The sequence below is a fragment of the Candidatus Tisiphia endosymbiont of Stenodema calcarata genome (assembly GCF_964030695.1).
Classification (GTDB): Bacteria; Pseudomonadota; Alphaproteobacteria; order Rickettsiales; family Rickettsiaceae; genus Tisiphia.
This window is the reverse complement of record NZ_OZ034911.1, coordinates 66,447-87,196: the sequence shown is the minus strand read 5'-3', so window position 1 is coordinate 87,196 and position 20,750 is coordinate 66,447. Positions and strand designations below refer to the sequence as shown.

Below are 20,750 nucleotides of genomic sequence, written 5' to 3'. Positions count from 1 at the left end.
GAAATTGATGGAATATATTTACAACATATATGATACAATTAACAGCTTGTAAATTGTTATAGTAAGTTATAAACTATCAAATGCAATAGGAAAAAATTACAGGGCTGTTTAAAAGTCATAACTTTAGTCGGGACTTTTAAACAGCCCTGAAAAAATTACTGGAAATTTTATCTTGACAAATCAGTCTAGATCATAAATTGTTTTTTATTCATAACTAACATAGGACTTTAATATATGATCAATCATGTGAATTCAGTAGCATCTTCTAAGGAAAATGTAACTAAAAAATCTTATGATTTGTATTTCGCAGGTCCCTTATTTACTAATAAGGATCTTATAGGTAATTTATATTTGGCTTTAGCCCTAGAGGAGGCATCTAGTGGTAAGTATAAATGTATATTACCTCAAAATTTAGAACAAAGGGATATCCATGCTCAACACATAAAAAATAATGATTTAAAATCTGTAAAAGAAGCTGATGGAGGCATATTTAGTTTTGACGGTTCAGATCCAGATTCTGGTACAGTAGTGGAATTTATTCATAGTAAATTTTTAAATAAACCTGCAGTATTATATAGAAGTGATATTAGGTTGGGGGGAGATCATAAAAGAACCCAGGGTGATCCTTGGAATCTGATGATGTCAAATTATCCGCGTACTAAAGTTGTCATAATTGAGGATATAGTGCCAAAATACCAAGATTTATATAAGCAACATTCAGGTGATGCACACAGTATATCGAAAGCATTATCTCTTTTTATGGTTCAGTCTATTATTAAGGCATTAGATGAAGCATTTGCTACACCGCCATTAGTGCTGCCTGATAACTTAGATAAGAAAATGCTAGATAAGTACTTTCATATACTTAATGATTTAGATATGTACTAGTCAAGACGGACTATTGAAAATAGTATAACAATAATATTTTTTATTGATATAAAATACAGATAAAAATATTTAATTTTTTTAAAAGATAATTGCTGTTAAGAGCCTTAGAACTTATAGTTCGATATATACCAAATTTATCATATAAGAATTTGGTAATTATTTTAATGTTCCCATTAACTATAGTTTTGTATTATAAAGTTTTTCTTTTTAAATATGATAAAGTACCTAATCTAACACTATGGAGTTGGCATAGATCAGATGACTTATTATTTATTGATAATAATACAGCCATTGCATCCTTAATAGCTACCATCTATATAAACCTAGATAAAATAAAATTATACCAAGAACAAATACTCTTATAACCCCAGCTAATACTTTTATTATTCCAGTTTTTCGTTTAGAAACGAAAGCAAAAGGAAAATTAGATGCAAAAAGTTTAACTGATTTAAGTAATATTATTTTGTCTGCATCTCAACCTAGACAACTGATACAATTAGATTTTGATGCCACTTATAGTCAAAGAGAAATTTACTTTCAGCTAGTTGAAACATTAGTAAAAAACAATAGAAAAATTTCTGTTACTGCCTTATCTTCATGGTGTATGTTTGATAGTTGGATAGATAAACTTTCAATAGAATATGCCGTGCCAATGGTGTATCAAGGCAGAAAAGAAAATCAAGATATTTAAAGTTTTTGTATTTAATAAAGATAAATGGAATGTCGACCTAAATCATCATCAATTACTGTCTTCTCATAGCTACCATTACGACGATTATTATCTACTTTTTCTACTTTACTATGTTTTAAGTAGCCCAATTCATGATACAACTCACTTGCCAATATTTTTTCGACTATTTGTTTTTTGAATTTTTGGAACAATACATCCCGACCAAATACTTCTGACGGATTTGCTTTTGCTAACAACTCTTCTACTAGCTGATTATTTATGTTTAATTTTTCTTTATCTTTATCTATTTCTTTAGCCATAATTTTCCTTTGTTTTATTTACTTCTTTTTACAGTAATCTCTTACTGCTTTTTTTGCAACTTACACAAATCCTATTATAGACTCAATCTTTCTTAATGGTCAAAATCTAGAGTATACTCGGTGAACTTCAAGAATTGGCGTCGTCGTGTCTAAATATCTCCGCTGCTCCGTTACTCATGTACGCTCCGCTGCTCAACTTTGACATTCCTAGCTCTTCTTGAAGTTATACTATCGTCTACCAACTCTTGAAATCATAGCAGTATATATTTACGAAGCCAATTCTTCAAAGCATAAGAGTGTACTTTTTTATCATCCTTTCTACTGAATTATCTAGCACAAGTTCTTGATAATTAGAAGCAAATTCTATCCATCGTAATTCGTTTGATTCAGAATTTTTTACAAAATAGTCGTTGCAAACGGTTTTTAATAAAAATCTCACATCATAATGATAATGTTCTTGGTCTATAGAATTACTAGGAATTAGATGAACATCTATATCATAAATCTGTCTAGAAACCGGTTCAATCTCTAAAATACCGGATTCTTCCTGTGCCTCTTTAATTGCTACAGCCAAAATGTCATTATTACCATCACAATGTCCTCCTGGTTGCAACCATTTATCCAACTTACGATGATGCATCAGTAAGAATTTTGTTTTATTAGAATTAAGCAAGAATCCTGAACCGGTAAAATGTCCTTCTTTTGTCTCCCTACTAAATGGATTTTGACAATTATCTAGAAAGTCCAACATCCTTTCTTTATATTCATATTCTTCTTGAAAATTGCTGACATAATTTTTTATATTTTCATGTAAGTTCATAATACTTCTTTTCGTCCCATCTCTGTCATTTCCATTACAAGCTGCTTTATTTTCTCAACTCTTGATTTATTTACGATCAGTAAAGCATCCTCAGTATTAATAATTATTATATTATCAACTCCTATTACAGCAGTAAGCTTATTATTAGAACTAATATATGAATTTGTACTATCAATGTTTATAACATCGCCTTCGCAGTAATTATTCGTTATATCTTCTTTTTGTATTTGCCATAAAGAATGCCAATTGCCAATATCATTCCAACTAAAATTGGCTTCTATCATAATCATTTGACTAATGTTTTCGATTATAGCATAGTCTAAAGAAATTGGGGTAATATGTAGGTATGGTTCTAAAGCAAGTGTTATATTATTATAATCTTTGGTTGCAAAATAATATGCATCATATGCATGTTTAAAGAGTGCTTTTTGCCATAATTTAGCCTGCTCTAAAATAAAATCTATATTAAAAATAAAAATTCCTGAATTCCAAAAATATTTGCCATTTGCTAGATAATTTTGTGCTTGTTGAAGAGTAGGTTTTTCCACAAATTGTTGGGTGTTGTAAGTTCTATCTGCTAGTAACTTATTTATTTTAATATAACCATATTCGGTATTTGCAAAACTAGGCTTAACCCCTATAGTACAAATACCAAATTTTGCGACATAATTCAAAGATTCATTAATAGTAATTAGGTACTTATCAATATCATGTATATAATGATCAGAAGGCAGTAGTATGATCGTATCATAACCGTTATTCTTTGCTTGAATAGCTGATATAATTGCACATGAAGCTGTATTTTTAGGCATAGGTTCTATTATTAAGTCTGCTTCTATATTTAGCTCTCTAAGTTGCTCTTTTGCTATTAATTCATATTCCTTAGCAATTATTAAAGTTGGTTTGCCTAAAGTTCTGTTTGTAATCAAAGTTTTTTGTATTAAACTCAAATTATTAAATATTTTTATAAATTGTTTTGGTTGCATCTGTCGTGATAATGGCCATAATCTAGTTCCTAGACCACCAGCCATAATTACTGGTTGTACTTTCATATATTATTAATTATATAATTATCTAACTAAAGCAACTTATAGTTTATAACTTTAAAAAAGTCTACTAAAATAAACATGGGAAATATATATGCACAAAAATCATAAAAAAACTAATAAGCTTTTCTTTAAAATAGCTGGAGTACTTATAATTACTTATGGTTTTTACCTAGGCTATGTAGAGTTTTATGATCACAAATGGAGATATGTAACTCCTACCGACCAACAAGTACAGAAATATACAATTAGTGAAAACAAAGCCCTAAGATTGTACCAATTAATGAAAGATACTCATGAGATATTGACTAAACATAACATACCATATTGGATTACAAGTGGTACACTTCTTGGGGCAGCAAGGCATAAAGGCATCATACCTTTTGATGATGACTTAGATATTGGCGTAATGCACGCTGATGAAATAAGGTTACAAGATATACTAACAGATTTTGTCGAGTTGGGTTATAAAACTTCTCATCAAGATTTTTACACTATATGCAACAAGGTATGTATAGATATTTTTATTTTTCGCCCAAAAGACAACATGTTTATATATGCTAATTTCAGAACGTTACGTAGATTTCCTAATGATTTCTTTTATATTAACGAAGTATTTCCACTGAGGAAATATCAATTTGGTGAGATTGAAGTTTATGGTCCTCATGAATTTAAAGCTAACCTAGATAGGCAATATCCAGAATGGGATAAATACGGGATAATTCAGCAACCGCATAGTTATTTTGTTACTCTTTCACCTATTGAACAAAAGACTAAATTCATTTTAACTCCCAAATTATTAAAGCCAGCTATGCCAACTGGTCCTTTAGAAGACCGGGTAATTCCGAAATTACTAACTAAAGAGTAAACTTATCAATGAGTTATATTCCATTATTGCTTACTACCGGACTTGTTGTTTTATTTGGTTTATTTGCTTGGTTTTATCATAAGACAACCAAATTAAATGCAGAATTAGGCTTTCTATCAAATAACTATTTAGAAGCAAATAAGCAGAATCAAATTTTGCAGCAAGAGAAAATTTCTTATATACAAAAAATTGAGCAATTATCTAGTAAAGTAGACTATCAGAATCAATTGATAACTGAAGCAGATAAAGCAAGACAGGAGTCATATGCATCGGCAAAAAATGCTTTATTTGATCTTGGTAATGAATTGTCTAAACAATTAATTGAAATTCATAGACGGGAAAATCAAGAAGCAAGGGAATTATCAGAAAAAAATATTTCGGGGGCAACAAGCAAATTTAATAACGAGTTTGAACGTTTAATAAACATGGTTGGGTCATTAAGTAGGGATATCGAACAATCTAAAGGAACAGTAGACATTATTAAACAATCCCTTCTTTCTCCATCTGGAGCTGGATTACTTGCTGAAATTACTCTTGAGAACATTCTAAAATCATCAGGTCTACGTTCTAATTTAGACTTTATCATACAATATTCTGTGACAACTACCGATAATTTAAAACTTAGACCAGATGCCCTAGTTTTCTTACCTTCTGGTAACTTAATGGTTATAGATGCAAAAACTTCAAAGTTTTTAGTAGATTTAGGGCAAGATAGTTCTAATCTTAGTAAAACCATGAATAATCATTTAAAATCCTTAAATAGTAAAGATTACGCGGAAAATATTTTAGTTAGTTTCCAAGATAAAAAAGAACATTTTTCTAATATAGTTACTTTGATGTTTGTCCCTACTGAACAAGCAATTGAAAAAATTCTGATTGCAGATAATAATTTTTTATACAAGGCTTGGAAAAGCAATATTTTCCCAGTTGGTCCAGCAGGACTTATGAATATGCTATCATTTGCTAAATTCCAAATTTCAGATTATAGACGGTCAGAAAATCACAAATTAATTATAGAAGAGGTAAGAAAATTATTGACCTCTATTGCTTCGTTAGCGGAGCATTCGCAGAAACTTGGCAATAATATTCAGCATATAGTCAATAATTATGATAAATTTGCCGCTTCTTTTAATCGACATTTTTTATCTAAGGCTAGGAATATTCAAAAATTAGGCATAGATATTGGTAACAAAACAATTCAGCATCCTATAGAGCGTTATCAGCTTGTTTCATCAAAATCTGAAATTATTGATGCCCAGTTGCTCGAACCATCCGATAAAATCAAGGAATTAGAATAGACCTCTTGTATAATTTGCTTATGTTGAGGAATTCGCAGACACTTCCATAATTTCAAAAAATGAGGAGTTGACTTTAATTGTTAAAATGTATATACTTAAATGATTTGAAGAATTGGATTTGAAAATAGACTTCTTTCGAAACTCGCTTATGCTGAGGGATTTGAAGGAGACGCGGAATCTCGACCCGCAGCGTACTCTAATGTACGTGAGGATTCGAGTACCGCATCGACGTACAAATCACCAGCAGAAGTAGAGTTTCGAAAGAAGTCTAATGAATGGTGAGCAAGCGGAACGTACATATAGTATAGTTACGCATGCGAATCCATGATATTTTCAAAAAACAATTTTTCAAAGCAGAAGAGTATACTTAAATTAACGTCATAATGACGTCAGTATGATATCAAAATTATGAGACATAGAGCGTGACAAAAATTATTAATTCTAAATATAAGGCTAGCAGAAGACTTGGTGTAAGCCTGTGGGGCGATAGTAAAGATGCCTTCAATACAAGAAATTATCGTCCTGGTCAACATGGTCAGAATAGTATGGTTAAAACTTCTGATTATGGTCTACATTTGAAGGCTAAACAAAAACTTAAATGCCATTATGGTAGAATTAACGAGAAGCAATTTAGAAATACTTTTACTCTCGCACAAAAAATGAAAGGCAATACGGGTGAAAATTTTATAGCCCTGTTGGAAAGAAGGCTTGACGCTGTTATATACAGAATGAATATTGCACCAACGATTTTTGCTGCAAGACAATTTGTTACCCATGGTCACATTAAAGTGAATGGTAAAAAGGTTAATATCCCAAGTATAAGACTAAAAGAAGGAGATGTCATCGAGCTAAAGGAATCAGCAAAACAAATCCCTGTAATACTCGAGACAGCTAGTAAACAAGGAAACATTGTACCAAGCTATTTAACTTTTGATTCCAATTCATTGTCTGGTCAGTTTGTCAGAATCCCAGTAATTTCTGATGTTCCGTACCCATTTGAACCAGAAGTACATTTAGTAGTTGAACTCTATTCAAGATAATTAAGAGACTAAATATCATCCCTGCTTCGGTGCAGCTTACTCGCCATGTTATCACCATGTAGGCAGGGGGCTATAATACTTAACACATCCTTCTCGGCTATTTTTTTAGATATTAGCCTGTTGGGATGACAATTCATATTAAAATCTGATCCTGCCTATAATAGCTTATTAGATATCTTTCGAAACTCGTTTATGCGCAAGGATTTAAAGAAGCCACGAAACCTCGACCCGCAGCGTACTCAAATGTGCGTGAGGAGCAGAGTACCGGGAGCATGAATAAATTACCAACAGAAGTAGAGTTTGCCAAAGATATCTATTGATTACCACGTTCCAACCAATGCCCTTCAGCTGGTGACAAGTCACTTGCCACAGCTCTTCTGTCATCAAATACAAAACATTCTCCTTGCCATAACCTATTACGATTATCGGTCACTTCTAAATATTGTAAAATACCGCCTTTAAGATGGTACACATCATTAAAACCCAGTTTCTTCAAATAGGCTGTTGATTTCTCGCATCTAATCCCACCAGTACAAAACATTGCTACTTTTTTTCCAGCAAGTAATTCTTTATTCTGCTCTACCCATTTGGGAAACTGCTTAAACGTTTCTGTCTTCGGATCTATAGCCCCTTTAAAAGTACCTACACAAACCTCATAGTCATTTCTAGTGTCTACTAATACCACATTATTTTGGCTAATAAACTTGTCCCAGTCCTTTGGTTCAATATACTCTCCTTTAAGATTTGCAATATCAAGATCCTCAACTGTCATAGCAATAATTTCTTTTTTCAGCTTTACTTTTAATTTTTGAAAAGGATGGATATCACAATAATTTATTTTAATATTTACATCTTCCGCAGATGTAAGTTTTATAATTTCATCTACTAAAAAATTTACCTCTTCTTTTGTCCCAGAAATTGAACCATTAAATCCTTCTGGAGCTAAAAGAATAGTACCCCTAATTCTTCTTTTTTTACCAATAAGTAAAATCTTTGGCAGCAAAATCTCAAGGTTTTCTAGGTTAGTAAAACTATAAAAACTTAATACTGCTATTTTAAAATCATTATCCATACTGACTTCATTACTACTAATTTTCAGATTTGGTAACTGGCAAGGCTATAAACATAGAAACACCCCGTCTCTGTACCAACAAGATTATATTTTGCTTTTTAATAGATTGGGCATTGTCATACAATACATTTAATTGATCTATAGAAGCTATAGGTTGTTGATTGCTCGCTATTACTAAATCACCAATTTTAAAACCATAATTTTTTCCATCTTTTGCGATATCAGTTACAATAATGCCCTCAACTTTACTTTTAATGGCAAATTTTCGTTTAAGATTATCTGTTAAATTGCTAAAAGTAACATTATTTTTTACAACAGAAAATTTATTATCAGAAGTTTTATCACTTACCTTGTCGTTTACTTTTTTACCTTCTAGATCCTCTTCACTACTAATCTTGCCACTTAATTCTTGATTTTTGCCATCGCGTACAACGATAATTTTTACCTCTTGATCCACGGTAGTTTCAGCAACCATTACCTGCAATCTCCTAGAATTTTTTACCGGTTGTCCAGCAAATTCTATTATTACATCCCCAGGTTTTATACCAAATTGATCAGCTGGACCATCTTTTTGTACTTCCACTACTAACGCTCCCGAAGCTTCTTTTAACTCAAACCCTTCAGCTATTTCGTTAGTTACTTCTTGAATTACTACCCCAAGCCTACCACGATTAATTTTTCCATTTTGCCTTAGTTGGTCAATAATTGATTTAGCAGTATTAGATGGAATAGCAAATCCAATACCAATACTAGTCCCAGAAGGTGAAAATATTGCTGTATTGACTCCTATAACTTCACCATTAATATTGAACATTGGTCCACCGGAATTACCATTATTAATAGCCGCATCAGTCTGTATAAAATCATCTACTATACCGTTAGTGTTATCAATATCACGTCCCTTTGAAGATATAATACCAGCAGTTACTGTTCCTCCAAGTCTACCAAAAGGATTACCAATAGCAATAACCTGATCTCCTACCCTAGCTTTACTGGAATCACCGAATTTTACAAAAGGCAAAGGAGTTTCAATCTCAATTTTTAAAAGAGCAAGATCAGTTTTTTTATCACTACCTACCAATTTAGCTGATAGCTCCCTATTATCCGTTAATTTTATGTGAATCTCATCTGTATTTGCAACTACATGATGGTTGGTAACAATAAAACCTGTAGAATCTATAATAAAACCAGAGCCAAGGGGAACAGATTTAGGATTGGAATACATCTCATCAAAATCAAAAGGTAGATTAAAACGCTCCAAAAGTTCATTAAAATGATCAAATGGAAAACGCTCGAAAGATTTTTTATGAGAATCTTCTGATTTTTGGTTATATTGTACTGTATACACATTTACCACAGCTGGAATAAGTGGCTCAACAATGTCTGCAAAACTATAATTATGGGATTCAGGTATCTTTATTGGCACTGACTGTAAATTACTAGATTCCTCAGGAGTAATTTTGCTTGACTGAATATCTTTAGCAAAAACAGAAGATGCCAACCACATAGTCATTAGAAAAGTGGCAATTAAATACTTAATTAAATACCTTAGTAAATTGTTAAACTTACAAATATTTTGAACCATATCATCTACCTAATTACTAGTCATCCTATTTACCCAAATTTAGATATTTAAATAGCTCTGCTTCCGGAGACAACACAAAAGAAGTATCATCTTTCTTTAAAGTATTTTTATATACTTCCAAGGATCTATAAAATTTATAGAATTCTGGATCAACAGAATAAGCAAGATTATATATCTTAGCTGCCTCCATGTCACCATCACCTTTTATGATTTGAGATTGCATATAAGCTTCAGCAAGTAATATTTTACTTTCTTTGTCAGCTCTTGATCTTATGCGAGCCCCTTCTTCTTGCCCTTCAGCTCTTATTTGGGTAGCTTCTTTTTCACGAGCAGTTTGCATGCGGCGATAAATTGCTGCACTATTCTCTTTCGGTAAATCAGCTCTTAAGATTCTAACGTCAATTACATCAAGTCCAAAATTCTTTGCTTCCTCATTAACCTGATTTAAGATATTTGACATTATGTCAGACCTTGCACTTGTAAGAAGACTAGTCAAAGGTAATCTACCTATAACTTTTCTCATTGAAGATTCTAGGTTTTTATTAAGTCTAATTTTAACACCTTGGTAGTTATGTACAGTTTTGTAAAACATCACAGGATCAACAATACGAAATTTGGCAAAAGCATCTACGATTACCCTTTTTCCATCAGAAGCAGTTAGCTCCTTTGCTTCTGCCTCTACATTTAAGATACGTTTATCAAAAAATTCAACATTTTGAATAAATGGAATCTTGATATTTAATCCTGGACTTTCAATGGTCCTCATTGCCTCACCAAATTGAAATACCACAGCGGAATGGCGTTGATCAACAGTAAATAAAGCACTGGTAACTGATAATAATAATCCGAAAACTACGAAACTTATATAATAAATTGTCTTCATCCAGCACTACTCCTTAATTTTATTTTGCTGAATTGCCATATGCGGCAAAACGCCATTAGTACCCATAATAACTTTGCTGGTATCCGTTAGAATATTTTCTATAGCTTCTAAGTAAAGGCGATCCTTAGTTATTGACTTATTAGCAACATATTGTGTATAGACAGCAGCAAACCTTTTGCTGTCTCCTTCAGCTCTTGAGATGACCTCTTGTCTGTAACCTTCTGCTTCTTGGACAATTTTAGCCGCCTGCCCTCTAGCTTTAGGTAAAATATCATTATTATAGGATTGTGCTTGATTTATCTCACGTTCTTTATCAGCTTTAGAAGTTTGTACATCCCTGTAAGCATCAATTACTTCAGCTGGCGGTTCAGCTTTTAGTAACTGCACTTTCTCAATACCAACACCAGCATTATAATGATCAAGTATTTTCTGTGTTAAAGCTTCAATCTTATTAGTGATTTCTTGTTTTTGGTCTGATAATATCGAAGAGATAGGAGTATTGCCTATAACTTCTCTTATAGCACTTTCAGCAGCTGTTTTTACAGAATCTTCTGGATTAACAATATTAAAAATATATTTTTCTAAATCAGTAATATGCCACATTATATCACAATTTAGTGCAACAATATTCTCATCGCCAGTAAGCATAGTACTTTCAGCAGCCACAGCTTTGGTGTTGTCCATATTAGACCTAAGGCTACTTGTTGATCTATAGCCGATCTCAATTCTACGAGACTGGTTTACCTTCTCAACTACTACCTGTTCAAACGGTAAGGGAAGGTGATAATTCAAACCAGGGAATCCTTTACGAACGAACTTACCAAACCTCATTACTGCAGCTTCCTCTCCTTCCTTAACTTCATAAACTCCGGAGGCAAACCAAACAGCAACTAACGACAACAAAACTAACACCATTATGTTATTGTTGAAGCCAAACTTATTATAGAAATCATTAAGGTTAAACTTATTTTTTTTCCTTGGTCTAGTAAATATATTATATTCACTTTTTTCTTCCTCTTCAGAATCTCCCCAAGGGGATTTTTTTAGAACTTGAGTATATATTCGATTAAACATTTTCTGCTATTGCTATTTTGTTAATTTGTATACTATATCACTAAATATAGTTAGCACTAATACTATTTGATAAAAAAATTTAGTACATTATTATATCTTGTATATCTAACCGCGTCAAGGCTCGTTACTAAAAAATCAACACCTGTATTATAACATTTCTAGCATCTGAGGCTTATGAAAATATAGAAGTACTAGAACTACATGAACCTACTACTAGATTAATGCTAAAATTACTCCTGAAGTAAGTAGAGTGTAAATTGTAAGCAGTGTTTGATCCTCTATTGTAATCACATCTGATACTAATTATCTTTCAATATAGAATTAACAGGTATAATTAATATTAGGTCTATCACCAGTTGGAATAGAATTAATAATTCTATCTTAAAAAATAATCAGTATGACCTACCTCTTGCAATAGTAAAACCCTGATGAGGTATGGATTGTGGGGATTAAACTATGAACTTATACCATTTCCCAAAACTAAATTGCTACTCGGAGTACTAGTGTCGAACACCGGAGTACATAACTGTCGAAAGTTAGTAAGATTTTTGCCATAATAGTTAATCCTATTTCAAAAAAATCTTATAATTTGCAGCTAAAAAGTTAAAATAGAGTAATTTAAATTTTGTTCAGAGCCTAGATATATGACACCAGTTCATTTCATCTTCCTAAAAATACAATAACCAAAACTACTCCACTGAAAGTTCAGAACAACAAAAATATTAACCATCAAAAACTATAATAACAATTTTAGCGACTGTTACTAGATTAACATTATTCTAAAAAACTTAAAAAATTCCCTTTACTCTGCGGAAAAATAATTGTATTCATGCAAGATGATACTACGTGGTGTAGTGTCAGCACCGAGGTTAGGACAACCAATGCAAGATTTTAATCTAACCTCAGTGTCTGTCTTCTGAAACACAAAAAATAGGAATTAATTTTATGACTAACGATGTTAAAAATCAACCACAAAATAATTTTACAAATGAAAAAATAAATAATATAATTAATATTGCGGCACAAATATTTAAAGGAGTTTTGCAGAACAATAATATAACTTATATAGAATTTATCGCAGTTCGTATAGGTTTAGAAGGAATTGAAATACTTAGCAAAGTTTTAGAAGATAATAAGCTTATAACCGCAATACGTCTTTGCAACAACGATATTGACCTTGAGGAACTAACTATGCTTCAAACCGTTAGAGAATAATCATAGTGTGATTAATATAGATATTGGGTTTAATAATATTAGGTGTTCAGGGGCTAATCATACTAGCTGAATTTCTAGCAAGTGATAAAACCATAAAGCAAATAAGTCTTATAGGCAATGATATTGGTGATGAAGGGGCGGATATACTGGCAGGAGTTCTAACAAATAATGAAAATTGTAAAGCAAGTGGATATTGGTAGCAATAATATTACTGATAAAGGAGTAATAACACTGGTGAGACTTCTAGAGTTTAATAATAAAATTACAAGCAAAATAATAATAGAGTTCACAGATTATGACAATGAAAATATTAGTTATCAAGTAGAAGAGCTGTTAACTGAGACTCTAGAAAGCCATAACAAAACTAGGGGTAGAAAATATTTTGTTTAATTTAATGTACAATCAAAATAATGGGGAGGCATTTCATGGAAGATATTAACAATTGGCAGATCAAGTTTAAATCTTGCGAATATTCTGCTAAGTTACTTAGTAAATTGATTTCACTAAATGAAAAAGTAACTCACCCAGTAGATATCAGAGAAATTATCAAAGCTATCTATTATGCTAAGAAATATCATGGTAGTCAAATGCGGCAATCAGGTGAACCATGTTATTCACACCCGATTGAAGTAGCTTATATGTTTGCTAGCTATACAGCTCAAGCAGTTCACCAATTATTTAACACTAACATGATCGTTACCAGTTTACTACACGACACGATCGAAGATACAAAACTTACCGAAGAGATGATTACTCAAATTTTTGGGAGTCTAATTGCTAGCCAAGTGGAAGCTCTAACAAGAATCAAGCCTTACGGCAAGATTAGCTCCAAAGAGATTTTAGATTTATTAGTTCAACAAGAAAAATATGATGTAGCATTGATTAAAATTTTTGATCGCATTCACAACTTACAAACTCTAGGAGCTAGATCACCTGAAAAGGCACTGAAGGTAGTTAAGGAAACTATAGGATATTTTATAACTCTTTGTATTCGCTTAGAAATACCAACAGCCGAGCAACAATTAGTAAATCTATGTTACAAAAATTTGCCTATTAACTCCATACCGGCTCTAGACTATACAGTTTTTTGAGTGGATGATTTTAGCTATTTTCGTCAGGTTTTCAAAATGCAATAATCCGTAAGTAAAACCAATGATTATAGGAATTATAATAAACCATATTCCCCAATTGCCAAAACACTCAACAAGGTAGACAAAACCAAAAGCACTAATAACATATATCATAGCACGAGATACAGAAAATGTCATGCTAGCATAGGTAAAACGTTTAAATATAGGAAAGCTTTTTAAACAAATAGGAGTAGCGGGGTTTAAGCATTGTTTCCATAAAACTATAAAAAATTGAATAAAAAATAACTGATAAGGAGAATTAACATTATTCAATAAATACGGACAAAATATCATAAAAATAGAAAATATTAGCAGTGTAATTTTTATGATTAATAATGGATATACTTTTAAACTTAAATAACATAATATTAATGTGATTAACAACTCCATTATACAAACAATAAAATTATGCTTAATAATTTCGGGTACTGTGTAACCAAAGCTAGTTTTTAAAATATTACCACAATATATATAAATAAAATAAACACATACCGGTAAGGCACATTGTAGTAAAAAGAAAGCTATTACAGTTTTTTTATTAACTTTTTCTTGCCAAATAGGATCGTTTTTTAAAATATTTATATCTGTATTAGTTGTTTTAAAAACTTTTTTTATTCGACGTTTGGCATCGGCAAATTCTGGGGCTTCTCTAAGTTTTTTTCTTGCAACAGAACCAACAAATGCAATTATTGCACCAATCCAAAATGCTATACGCCAATTAATACCATAACAAACAACAAGTGAAGAAATTGCCAAAGCTCCTACTGTTCCTAGGACAGCACAAGCCCCTATCAATCCAACACTTGCATATTGTATTGGGGGCGCAAGCATTTCAGTTAAATAAAGTTCTGCCCCTACTATTTCGCCCATAGAAGACATACCTTGAACAGCCCGGCAGATAATCGCTATCCAAACCGCTACGATTCCTACTTGTTCGTAAGTAGGAAGATTAGCCATAACAACGCAAGCAGATGACATCATGAAAGTTGTGATGATAACTGTTGATTTACGCCCTATATTATCACCTATCCATCCAAATATTAAAGCCCCTAATGGTCTAAGTAGGTAAGTTGTACAAAAAGCACCTGCAGAATACAAAGCAGTAGTGTGTGGATCAGTTTTGGGAAAAAATAATTCATTAAGAACCCCTGCCATATGAACGTAAATCATCAAATCAAAATATTCAAGGAATGTGCCTATTGATAGTAACCTCACAGCTTCTTTTTGTTCTTTGTTTAAACTTCTTTGTTCTTGAGGATACCCTATCATTTTTCTTACCATCAATAGCTTGACTATTAATGATAGCAAGAAAAAATAATATTAAAAGTGAAAATAAATTTTAGTTAACGATATTACAACAATCTTAATAACCTCAATTTCGGATTAATTTCATTAATCCGAAATTGGAATGAGAATTTAGACTGGAGATCAAAAAAATCTGATTCTAATATCTCTGCTTTTGCGTATTCATAGAGTATTTGGATTTCTCTACCTACTTCTAAAAAACCAAACATAGTATTTATATTTTTAATTTCTTTAAGGAATAGAAAAATGATATCAACATTATTACAAGTAATAGGAAACTATTTTCTTAAGAGTTTTGCAAGCATAATATTGAACAAACAAATAAATGGAGTTATATATACATATACAACCCTTGTATTTTATTCATAATTCCTAATCAAAGAAATTCCGTCTCGATTCTACCAACCATTGGTGACATTAACCGGTATTGCTCCTCCGTTCTAATTTGCACCTCAGTGGCAGTCATTTCTTTATTTTCCTTCTGCATCCTAAATATATCGATATAGAATGCCTTATATATGGCATCGCGACATTGATTTTGTTCTATCTCAGTAGGTATAAGATTTTCCATACCAGTTAGGGGCATTATTTTATCCGCCATGCCATTATGGTAAAAGTTAACACTACCCAGAGGAGGCGATGGAATCGCCTCCTCGCAATGACCTTGGTTATTTTTCTGCAACTTTTAAACTGTCATGATGAATTCTAAAACCGCTGCCTCTTCGAACTTTCGACAGCTCTGACCTATGATCCCTGAAGACGACAACGCAATTCTTGATTTTCTATCTGAGTATACCCTGCAAGGTCTTTTGTTTATCTTGCTTTATCCATTCTAGCTGTTGGTGTAGGTTTCACTGATATAGGTTTTACTGCTACAGGTTTTACTATAGGTTCTAACAATATTTCTTTAATTTTTAGGCTTTCAGCTACAACCTTTTCTGTGTCATCTATCTTAGCCAATTTTTCAGGAGTAATTTTATGCATCAAATGCTTCGATAAACTAGGGAGTCCTATTTTTTCACAAAAATTTGCTGCCTTATAACATATCTTCTCTACATTAGTTAAATTAGGGGTCGTCATTACCATTAGTTGAACTGTCTCTGCAACATCCCTAAGATAATATGGATCTTGCTTTATTTTCTTAACATCTTCATCAGTAAGGTAATTTTCTTTTTTAAGATGGGTCAATAATTTGTCATAAAAATTCTTTAGTTTTGCCATAACATTCTCGTTACTTGCTGTTACTGTTTCTTTTATGAAATCCTCAACTTTCTTTCCAAAAGATTCAAGACGTTTGTCTATATCTGCAACATATTCTGTTGGGTTCAAACTTGTTACACTTTTTTGAACCTTCGACACCGAGACTTCTACCTCTTGCCATTTACCATCTTGACTCTTTTGCCATTGTTGTTCTTGAACAGTTGTTGTTACAGGTTGAGCAGGCACTTTAATTTGATAATCATGTTCGCTAGCCCACTGTAAAGCACTTTTTCCTTCAATTTTAATATTATAGTGAGCTGCATAGGCTACCGGGTCTTTAATAGGCGATTTAGCAAAAGTTTCTAACCACTGACCGTTTTTAAATTCAGGCGATACATCACTAAATTTAGCCACTATGTCTGCTGCTCTTGCTACCTCTTTCATATTATTGAGGTTTTCCTTGATATGTTCTTTATAAAATGTGCTTAATTCATTAAAATCATTAATTTGCTTTCCTTCAAATTTATCACCTTCAAATCTAGCTGTTACAACGAGACCTTTTGGAGAGAACCCATGTTTTTTCAATTCATCAACTTTTTGATCAATTATAGCATCTATCTGCTGGTCATCTAACTGACCTATCATTTGCTTTAATGCTTCACTATATTTTTCAATGTTAAATGATAAATTACCTGCCTTAATAGCTTTAGTATAGTTAACTCCCTCATGTGAAAACATTTTATGTGTTGCCTCAATCATAGCACCAAAATCTTGGTGAAACATTGCAAAAGATCTACCGTGATCTATTTTAGTTACAGTCTTCCCATCCTTCACCATCAAATTACCGGCATGATAATCCAATTCTCCTAACATATGACAAGCAGCAATAACCTTTTCAAACCCTTCTAATTCTTTTAATTTTTGATCATTTGCTCCAATGGTAGTAGTATAAGTACCCTTAGCAAATTCTGCAAGCTGTACCACGTTATCAAAAAATTTAGAACGTATAGTAATGAATGGTGACTTGGCCTGATCAGATACTAATGCCTCTTTAGGGGTGCGATCATATAATAAAAACTGATACATAGAAGAGCCTATTAATTCCCGTACACCATCATTCCGATCTGCTAAAGCTTGCTTTTGCTGTTCTTGTGGTAGGCTGAAACAATGATCATGCTGTTTATAGAAACGTTTTAACATGAAAGTATTCTGTGTTCCTTGTTCTTCAGCAACATATCCAGCAGATACACCAGCTTGCTTATCGCCTTTTCTTTTAAATTCTGTATTTTTAGCCGTTATTCTATCACGTAGCATAGCTTCAAGTGGATCTTTTTGGGATTCTTTTAGCTTTTTTGGACGTGCTGGCTTATTTTCTTTAGCTAATGCATCCATAAGCGGAATATCTATTAGTTCTCTTAGTGATTGGTTTTGATCTCCAGGAAAAGCTTCTTTTATTACCTTTAATGCTTCACCTACAATGTATTTAGAATGTGTAAGTTTCCGCATTTTCTTTCTATACAAATCAATATTAGAGTCTGATGGCTCTTGAGCAAGTGCTATTACGCTACTAGCAAGTTCTTCACATTTGTTAGAGATTTTAGCATTTATATTTTGATCTTCACCCTTTGACTCTGCAAGTTTTATTAAAGTTGTAAATAATTTAGTATGTAAAGATTGTTTAATTTCTTCTTGATTTTGTGTCATAAATATCCAATTTTGTAATTAATTGCTAATTGAAGTTAATCTAAGAAAACTTTTTGCAAAGGTTTATTTGCTAAATTTTCCTCAGTTAAAAAATCCTTCTTTAAATGTGTAACCTGATTATTCAATAATCTTAATTGTAAGTAATCATTAATTGCTTGGGTAAAATCACCAAGTTTGTTCCGAAAAAAATGATCGGCTCCTTGGATAATCTTATAGTCGACAGTTATATGTTTTTGCTTAGATAATTTATCTACTAGTTCAAGCACTGATTCTTCGGATACAATACTATCATTGTCACCTTGTATTACAAAACCAGAAATAGGGCATTGAGACAAGAACGAAAAATCATATTTATTTACTGGCGGAGATATCGCAATAAAATTATTAATCTCTGGTCTTCTCATGATAAGTTGCATGGCTATCCATGCTCCAAAAGAAAACCCTGCTATCAAATTTAGACTGCTAGTAGGGTTGTTAAGTTGCAGCCAATCAAGTGCTGTTGCAGCATCAGTCATTTCGCCAATACCATTATCAAACTCTCCTTGGGAACGTCCAACGCCCCTAAAATTAATTCTGAGTACTGTGAATCCATTAGCTACTAATGATTTATAGACATTGTAAACCACTTTGCTATTCATAGTGCCACCGTAAAGCGGATGCGGATGTAATAATAAAGCAAGGGGAGCTTTAGGATTACTAGATTTAGTATAAAGCCCTTCGATCCGACCAGCAGGACCATTAAAAAAAACGTTAGCCATAATTATAACATATAATATATCAATTTATATCGATCACTAAGACCAAAAACAAAATTATAACATGCCATTTTATAGATTTCAAGATAACTATATATTAGTAATGTTACAAGACCGACTTTTAAATTCTCCTAGATATCAATTAGTATTTCTGCTAGGTTCTTATTATTCAAATTTGTACGTTTAAATAACCATGAAGAATATATTAATTATTAAACTATTACTTTTATTATTTACGATTAAACCCGCTTTGGCACAGCCATTGTCAATTGATAGCATATATCAAAATTTATTAGTAACATCTCCAAAATACAATAATATCACTTATAATAAACCTTCAACCAATTATTTAGTACCAAATCATTGGTTGCTGCAAACGCCAAATATTTGGGGTGCTGCTTTAGAAGAATATGGAGAAGGGCTTACGCCAGTTGGAGATAACGTGATAGATGCACAATTTTTTGTCCCAACATGCCGTACTCAATCAGATTGTCGTGGAATCAGTACTTGTCGGACTGCTGATTTTACTTTGGATAATAGAACATTATGTTTAACAAATGCATATAATGTGTTAAACACTATGTATAATACAATTATTAATGCTACTACATCTGTAGATATTACAACTCTTGGTAGAAATTACTTTAGTTCAGGAGCATTTACTGCTATGTTGAAAAATGCTATAATAACGCTAGGTAAAAAAAGCATTAATTCTCCTCATCTTATAACTATACGCTTATTATATGGTACGTATAAAGAAGTTCCACCTGAATGGATGAAAAGCTATTTAAATAATATTATTTCTAAATTACCAGCCAATAATAAACTAATTATATCAATTGCTAATATTAGGTCATGTACATTTAAATCCAATTGTGGAAATCAAGAGAAACAACATGATATCTCTCTTGATTTCTCTTGGAATCATGGCAAAATTATTGCGGTGGATGGTAATACATTAATCACTGGTGGAGAAAATTTATTTGGTCAGGATTACACTCAAGCAGAGCCAGTTAATGATGCCAATATTAAAATATTTGGACCTGTTGTAAATGGGGCAACAACTTATGCTAATATATTATGGAAATATGTACAACATCATCGAGATATAGCAGTAAACCGTTGTTATACATATAAGAAGGGGTATATTTCAACAAAATGTGCTAAAGCTATTTCCTTAAATAACGAATTTAATATTAATAGTTCATTACCTGTACAGGCAATGTTTATTAGTAAATTGAACAATGGAGTTGGCATTGGTGATGATGCTGATCAATCAGAAATTGCAAGGGTATTTGCTCTAAAAAATGCTACTCGCTCTATCAAAATTAGCCAACAAGCCCTATTTTTTAAAGAGAGTAATTATCCACTGCTAGATAAAGTACTGCCACCAATTAGTACTGTTAATGGCAATATTATTCAAGCAATAGCATATGCTATACATAATAATGCAGTAGATACATATATAGTGACCAGCAACTTATTCAGATTTAATTACTCAGATCATGTAGATTTACAATATTTATATGATTATATACTTAATACGATAGTTTCTGACTATCATGTTGAGAGTAAAGTAGCCGAACAAGAATTAAAACAGCATCTCCATCTTGCTTATATAAGTTATAATCATAGTATTAATACCAATGCAAGAAGCCATAATAAGTTTTGGATAGTAGATGACAAAGTTTTTTATTTTGGTAGTCATAATTTTTACCCAACATCATTACAACAATTTGGCATTATTGTAGATAGTATAGAAGCTAGTAAAATATTATTGGAAACCTATTGGAATCCTATGTGGGAATATTCTGCTAAATATACTGCTCGTAAATGAAGAGTTGATAGACGATAGTATAACTTCAAGAAGAGCTAGG

23 protein-coding genes are annotated in these 20,750 nt (G+C 32.0%); 11 read left to right on the top strand and 12 right to left on the bottom strand.

What is annotated here, in order from left to right; all coding sequences use genetic code 11:
- The first annotated feature begins 234 nt into the window (after positions 1–234).
- The 3 genes from ACQH1W_RS00495 to ACQH1W_RS00485 all read left to right on the top strand — a co-directional run bounded on the left by ACQH1W_RS00495 (position 235) and on the right by ACQH1W_RS00485 (position 1,579).
- Positions 235–888 carry a nucleoside 2-deoxyribosyltransferase gene (locus ACQH1W_RS00495; protein ID WP_341761982.1) on the top strand — a complete coding sequence of 218 codons (654 nt, stop codon included), beginning with the start codon at positions 235–237 and terminating at the stop codon, positions 886–888.
- A gap of 164 nt (positions 889–1,052) precedes the next feature.
- Complete coding sequence (locus ACQH1W_RS00490) at positions 1,053–1,253, top strand: hypothetical protein (protein WP_375332535.1); 201 nt, start codon at positions 1,053–1,055, stop codon at positions 1,251–1,253.
- Positions 1,254–1,351: 98 nt separating this feature from the next.
- The gene (locus ACQH1W_RS00485) at positions 1,352–1,579 is read left to right on the top strand and encodes a hypothetical protein (RefSeq protein WP_375332536.1); all 228 of its coding nucleotides are present in this window, start codon (positions 1,352–1,354) and stop codon (positions 1,577–1,579) included.
- 11 nt (positions 1,580–1,590) lie between these two features.
- Here ACQH1W_RS00485 and ACQH1W_RS00480 read toward each other — a convergent pair whose 3' ends face one another.
- From ACQH1W_RS00480 to ACQH1W_RS00470, 3 genes are all read right to left on the bottom strand, one after another.
- Complete coding sequence (locus ACQH1W_RS00480; RefSeq protein WP_425361056.1) at positions 1,591–1,878, bottom strand: transposase; 288 nt, start codon at positions 1,876–1,878, stop codon at positions 1,591–1,593.
- A gap of 283 nt (positions 1,879–2,161) precedes the next feature.
- On the bottom strand, positions 2,162–2,698 hold the full coding sequence (locus tag ACQH1W_RS00475) for an NUDIX hydrolase (RefSeq protein ID WP_341763009.1): 537 nt from the start codon (positions 2,696–2,698) through the stop codon (positions 2,162–2,164).
- Complete coding sequence (locus ACQH1W_RS00470; protein WP_341763008.1) at positions 2,695–3,750, bottom strand: mannose-1-phosphate guanylyltransferase; 1,056 nt, start codon at positions 3,748–3,750, stop codon at positions 2,695–2,697. Before ACQH1W_RS00470 ends, ACQH1W_RS00475 begins: the two co-directional genes overlap by 4 nt.
- Positions 3,751–3,838: 88 nt before the next feature.
- On the opposite strand from ACQH1W_RS00470, the gene ACQH1W_RS00465 reads away from it, so the two are divergent.
- The 3 genes from ACQH1W_RS00465 to rpsD all read left to right on the top strand — a co-directional run bounded on the left by ACQH1W_RS00465 (position 3,839) and on the right by rpsD (position 6,950).
- On the top strand, positions 3,839–4,612 hold the full coding sequence (locus ACQH1W_RS00465) for a LicD family protein (protein ID WP_341763007.1): 774 nt from the start codon (positions 3,839–3,841) through the stop codon (positions 4,610–4,612).
- 8 nt (positions 4,613–4,620) lie between these two features.
- Positions 4,621–5,910 carry a DNA recombination protein RmuC gene (locus ACQH1W_RS00460; protein ID WP_375332537.1) on the top strand — a complete coding sequence of 430 codons (1,290 nt, stop codon included), beginning with the start codon at positions 4,621–4,623 and terminating at the stop codon, positions 5,908–5,910.
- A gap of 422 nt (positions 5,911–6,332) precedes the next feature.
- Positions 6,333–6,950: a 30S ribosomal protein S4 gene (gene rpsD / locus ACQH1W_RS00455; RefSeq protein WP_341755185.1), complete on the top strand. Its 618-nt coding sequence runs from the start codon at positions 6,333–6,335 to the stop codon at positions 6,948–6,950.
- A gap of 313 nt (positions 6,951–7,263) precedes the next feature.
- On the opposite strand, the gene ACQH1W_RS00450 is transcribed toward rpsD, so the two are convergent.
- Genes ACQH1W_RS00450 through hflK form a run of 4 tightly spaced genes read right to left on the bottom strand, consistent with a single transcriptional unit; the run spans position 7,264 to position 11,564 of the window.
- Positions 7,264–8,022, bottom strand: coding sequence for a rhodanese-like domain-containing protein (locus tag ACQH1W_RS00450; RefSeq protein WP_425361055.1), 759 nt, complete (start codon positions 8,020–8,022; stop codon positions 7,264–7,266).
- Positions 8,023–8,038: 16 nt separating this feature from the next.
- A complete protein-coding gene (locus ACQH1W_RS00445) occupies positions 8,039–9,607 on the bottom strand; it encodes a Do family serine endopeptidase (RefSeq protein WP_375332539.1) in 1,569 nt (522 codons plus the stop codon).
- 25 nt (positions 9,608–9,632) lie between these two features.
- Positions 9,633–10,490 (bottom strand): protease modulator HflC, encoded by an 858-nt coding sequence (hflC, locus tag ACQH1W_RS00440; protein WP_341755183.1) that lies wholly within the window; start codon positions 10,488–10,490, stop codon positions 9,633–9,635.
- A 6-nt stretch (positions 10,491–10,496) separates the two neighbouring features.
- The gene (gene hflK, locus ACQH1W_RS00435; RefSeq protein ID WP_341763004.1) at positions 10,497–11,564 is read right to left on the bottom strand and encodes an FtsH protease activity modulator HflK; all 1,068 of its coding nucleotides are present in this window, start codon (positions 11,562–11,564) and stop codon (positions 10,497–10,499) included.
- Positions 11,565–12,509: 945 nt separating this feature from the next.
- Between hflK and ACQH1W_RS00430 the strand changes: the two genes are divergently transcribed.
- The 4 genes from ACQH1W_RS00430 to ACQH1W_RS00415 are packed head-to-tail and all read left to right on the top strand — an operon-like array spanning position 12,510 to position 13,870.
- Positions 12,510–12,779: a hypothetical protein gene (locus ACQH1W_RS00430; RefSeq protein ID WP_375332540.1), complete on the top strand. Its 270-nt coding sequence runs from the start codon at positions 12,510–12,512 to the stop codon at positions 12,777–12,779.
- A gap of 23 nt (positions 12,780–12,802) precedes the next feature.
- Positions 12,803–12,979 (top strand): hypothetical protein, encoded by a 177-nt coding sequence (locus tag ACQH1W_RS00425; protein ID WP_341763002.1) that lies wholly within the window; start codon positions 12,803–12,805, stop codon positions 12,977–12,979.
- Complete coding sequence (locus ACQH1W_RS00420) at positions 12,948–13,169, top strand: hypothetical protein (RefSeq protein ID WP_375332541.1); 222 nt, start codon at positions 12,948–12,950, stop codon at positions 13,167–13,169. Before ACQH1W_RS00425 ends, ACQH1W_RS00420 begins: the two co-directional genes overlap by 32 nt.
- 35 nt (positions 13,170–13,204) lie before the next feature.
- Entirely contained in the window at positions 13,205–13,870 is a 666-nt protein-coding gene (locus ACQH1W_RS00415; RefSeq protein ID WP_375332542.1) for an HD domain-containing protein, read from the top strand.
- Here ACQH1W_RS00415 and ACQH1W_RS00410 read toward each other — a convergent pair.
- The 5 genes from ACQH1W_RS00410 to ACQH1W_RS00390 form a co-directional block, all read right to left on the bottom strand.
- Positions 13,850–15,178: an MFS transporter gene (locus ACQH1W_RS00410; protein ID WP_341762999.1), complete on the bottom strand. Its 1,329-nt coding sequence runs from the start codon at positions 15,176–15,178 to the stop codon at positions 13,850–13,852. The two genes, ACQH1W_RS00415 and ACQH1W_RS00410, sit on opposite strands and share 21 nt — an antisense overlap.
- Positions 15,179–15,261: 83 nt before the next feature.
- A complete protein-coding gene (locus ACQH1W_RS00405; RefSeq protein WP_425361054.1) occupies positions 15,262–15,423 on the bottom strand; it encodes a hypothetical protein in 162 nt (53 codons plus the stop codon).
- Positions 15,424–15,590: 167 nt separating this feature from the next.
- The gene (locus ACQH1W_RS00400) at positions 15,591–15,815 is read right to left on the bottom strand and encodes a portal protein (RefSeq protein ID WP_341761959.1); all 225 of its coding nucleotides are present in this window, start codon (positions 15,813–15,815) and stop codon (positions 15,591–15,593) included.
- A 212-nt stretch (positions 15,816–16,027) separates the two neighbouring features.
- Complete coding sequence (gene risK1 / locus ACQH1W_RS00395; protein WP_425361053.1) at positions 16,028–18,118, bottom strand: T4SS effector phosphatidylinositol 3-Kinase RisK1; 2,091 nt, start codon at positions 18,116–18,118, stop codon at positions 16,028–16,030.
- 35 nt (positions 18,119–18,153) lie between these two features.
- Positions 18,154–18,876 (bottom strand): alpha/beta hydrolase, encoded by a 723-nt coding sequence (locus ACQH1W_RS00390; protein ID WP_375332544.1) that lies wholly within the window; start codon positions 18,874–18,876, stop codon positions 18,154–18,156.
- Between the two features lie 190 nt (positions 18,877–19,066).
- Between ACQH1W_RS00390 and ACQH1W_RS00385 the strand changes: the two genes are divergently transcribed.
- On the top strand, positions 19,067–20,710 hold the full coding sequence (locus ACQH1W_RS00385) for a hypothetical protein (protein ID WP_375332545.1): 1,644 nt from the start codon (positions 19,067–19,069) through the stop codon (positions 20,708–20,710).
- Positions 20,711–20,750: the final 40 nt, after the last annotated feature.

Bases quoted from the DNA above. Each gene is read 5' to 3' on its own strand.
- ACQH1W_RS00475 (WP_341763009.1), bottom strand. From the start codon at position 2,698: ATGAACTTACATGAAAATATAAAAAATTATGTCAGCAATTTTCAAGAA.
- ACQH1W_RS00490 (WP_375332535.1), top strand. From the start codon at position 1,053: ATGTTCCCATTAACTATAGTTTTGTATTATAAAGTTTTTCTTTTTAAA.
- hflC (WP_341755183.1), bottom strand. From the start codon at position 10,490: ATGAAGACAATTTATTATATAAGTTTCGTAGTTTTCGGATTATTATTA.
- ACQH1W_RS00415 (WP_375332542.1), top strand. From the start codon at position 13,205: ATGGAAGATATTAACAATTGGCAGATCAAGTTTAAATCTTGCGAATAT.
- ACQH1W_RS00450 (WP_425361055.1), bottom strand. From the start codon at position 8,022: ATGGATAATGATTTTAAAATAGCAGTATTAAGTTTTTATAGTTTTACT.
- ACQH1W_RS00410 (WP_341762999.1), bottom strand. From the start codon at position 15,178: ATGATAGGGTATCCTCAAGAACAAAGAAGTTTAAACAAAGAACAAAAA.
- hflK (WP_341763004.1), bottom strand. From the start codon at position 11,564: ATGTTTAATCGAATATATACTCAAGTTCTAAAAAAATCCCCTTGGGGA.
- ACQH1W_RS00385 (WP_375332545.1), top strand. From the start codon at position 19,067: ATGAAGAATATATTAATTATTAAACTATTACTTTTATTATTTACGATT.
- ACQH1W_RS00400 (WP_341761959.1), bottom strand. From the start codon at position 15,815: ATGGCGGATAAAATAATGCCCCTAACTGGTATGGAAAATCTTATACCT.
- ACQH1W_RS00495 (WP_341761982.1), top strand. From the start codon at position 235: ATGATCAATCATGTGAATTCAGTAGCATCTTCTAAGGAAAATGTAACT.
- ACQH1W_RS00480 (WP_425361056.1), bottom strand. From the start codon at position 1,878: ATGGCTAAAGAAATAGATAAAGATAAAGAAAAATTAAACATAAATAAT.
- ACQH1W_RS00390 (WP_375332544.1), bottom strand. From the start codon at position 18,876: ATGGCTAACGTTTTTTTTAATGGTCCTGCTGGTCGGATCGAAGGGCTT.
- ACQH1W_RS00420 (WP_375332541.1), top strand. From the start codon at position 12,948: ATGAAAATTGTAAAGCAAGTGGATATTGGTAGCAATAATATTACTGAT.
- ACQH1W_RS00465 (WP_341763007.1), top strand. From the start codon at position 3,839: ATGCACAAAAATCATAAAAAAACTAATAAGCTTTTCTTTAAAATAGCT.
- ACQH1W_RS00470 (WP_341763008.1), bottom strand. From the start codon at position 3,750: ATGAAAGTACAACCAGTAATTATGGCTGGTGGTCTAGGAACTAGATTA.
- ACQH1W_RS00445 (WP_375332539.1), bottom strand. From the start codon at position 9,607: ATGGTTCAAAATATTTGTAAGTTTAACAATTTACTAAGGTATTTAATT.
- ACQH1W_RS00460 (WP_375332537.1), top strand. From the start codon at position 4,621: ATGAGTTATATTCCATTATTGCTTACTACCGGACTTGTTGTTTTATTT.
- ACQH1W_RS00430 (WP_375332540.1), top strand. From the start codon at position 12,510: ATGACTAACGATGTTAAAAATCAACCACAAAATAATTTTACAAATGAA.
- risK1 (WP_425361053.1), bottom strand. From the start codon at position 18,118: ATGACACAAAATCAAGAAGAAATTAAACAATCTTTACATACTAAATTA.
- ACQH1W_RS00405 (WP_425361054.1), bottom strand. From the start codon at position 15,423: ATGTTTGGTTTTTTAGAAGTAGGTAGAGAAATCCAAATACTCTATGAA.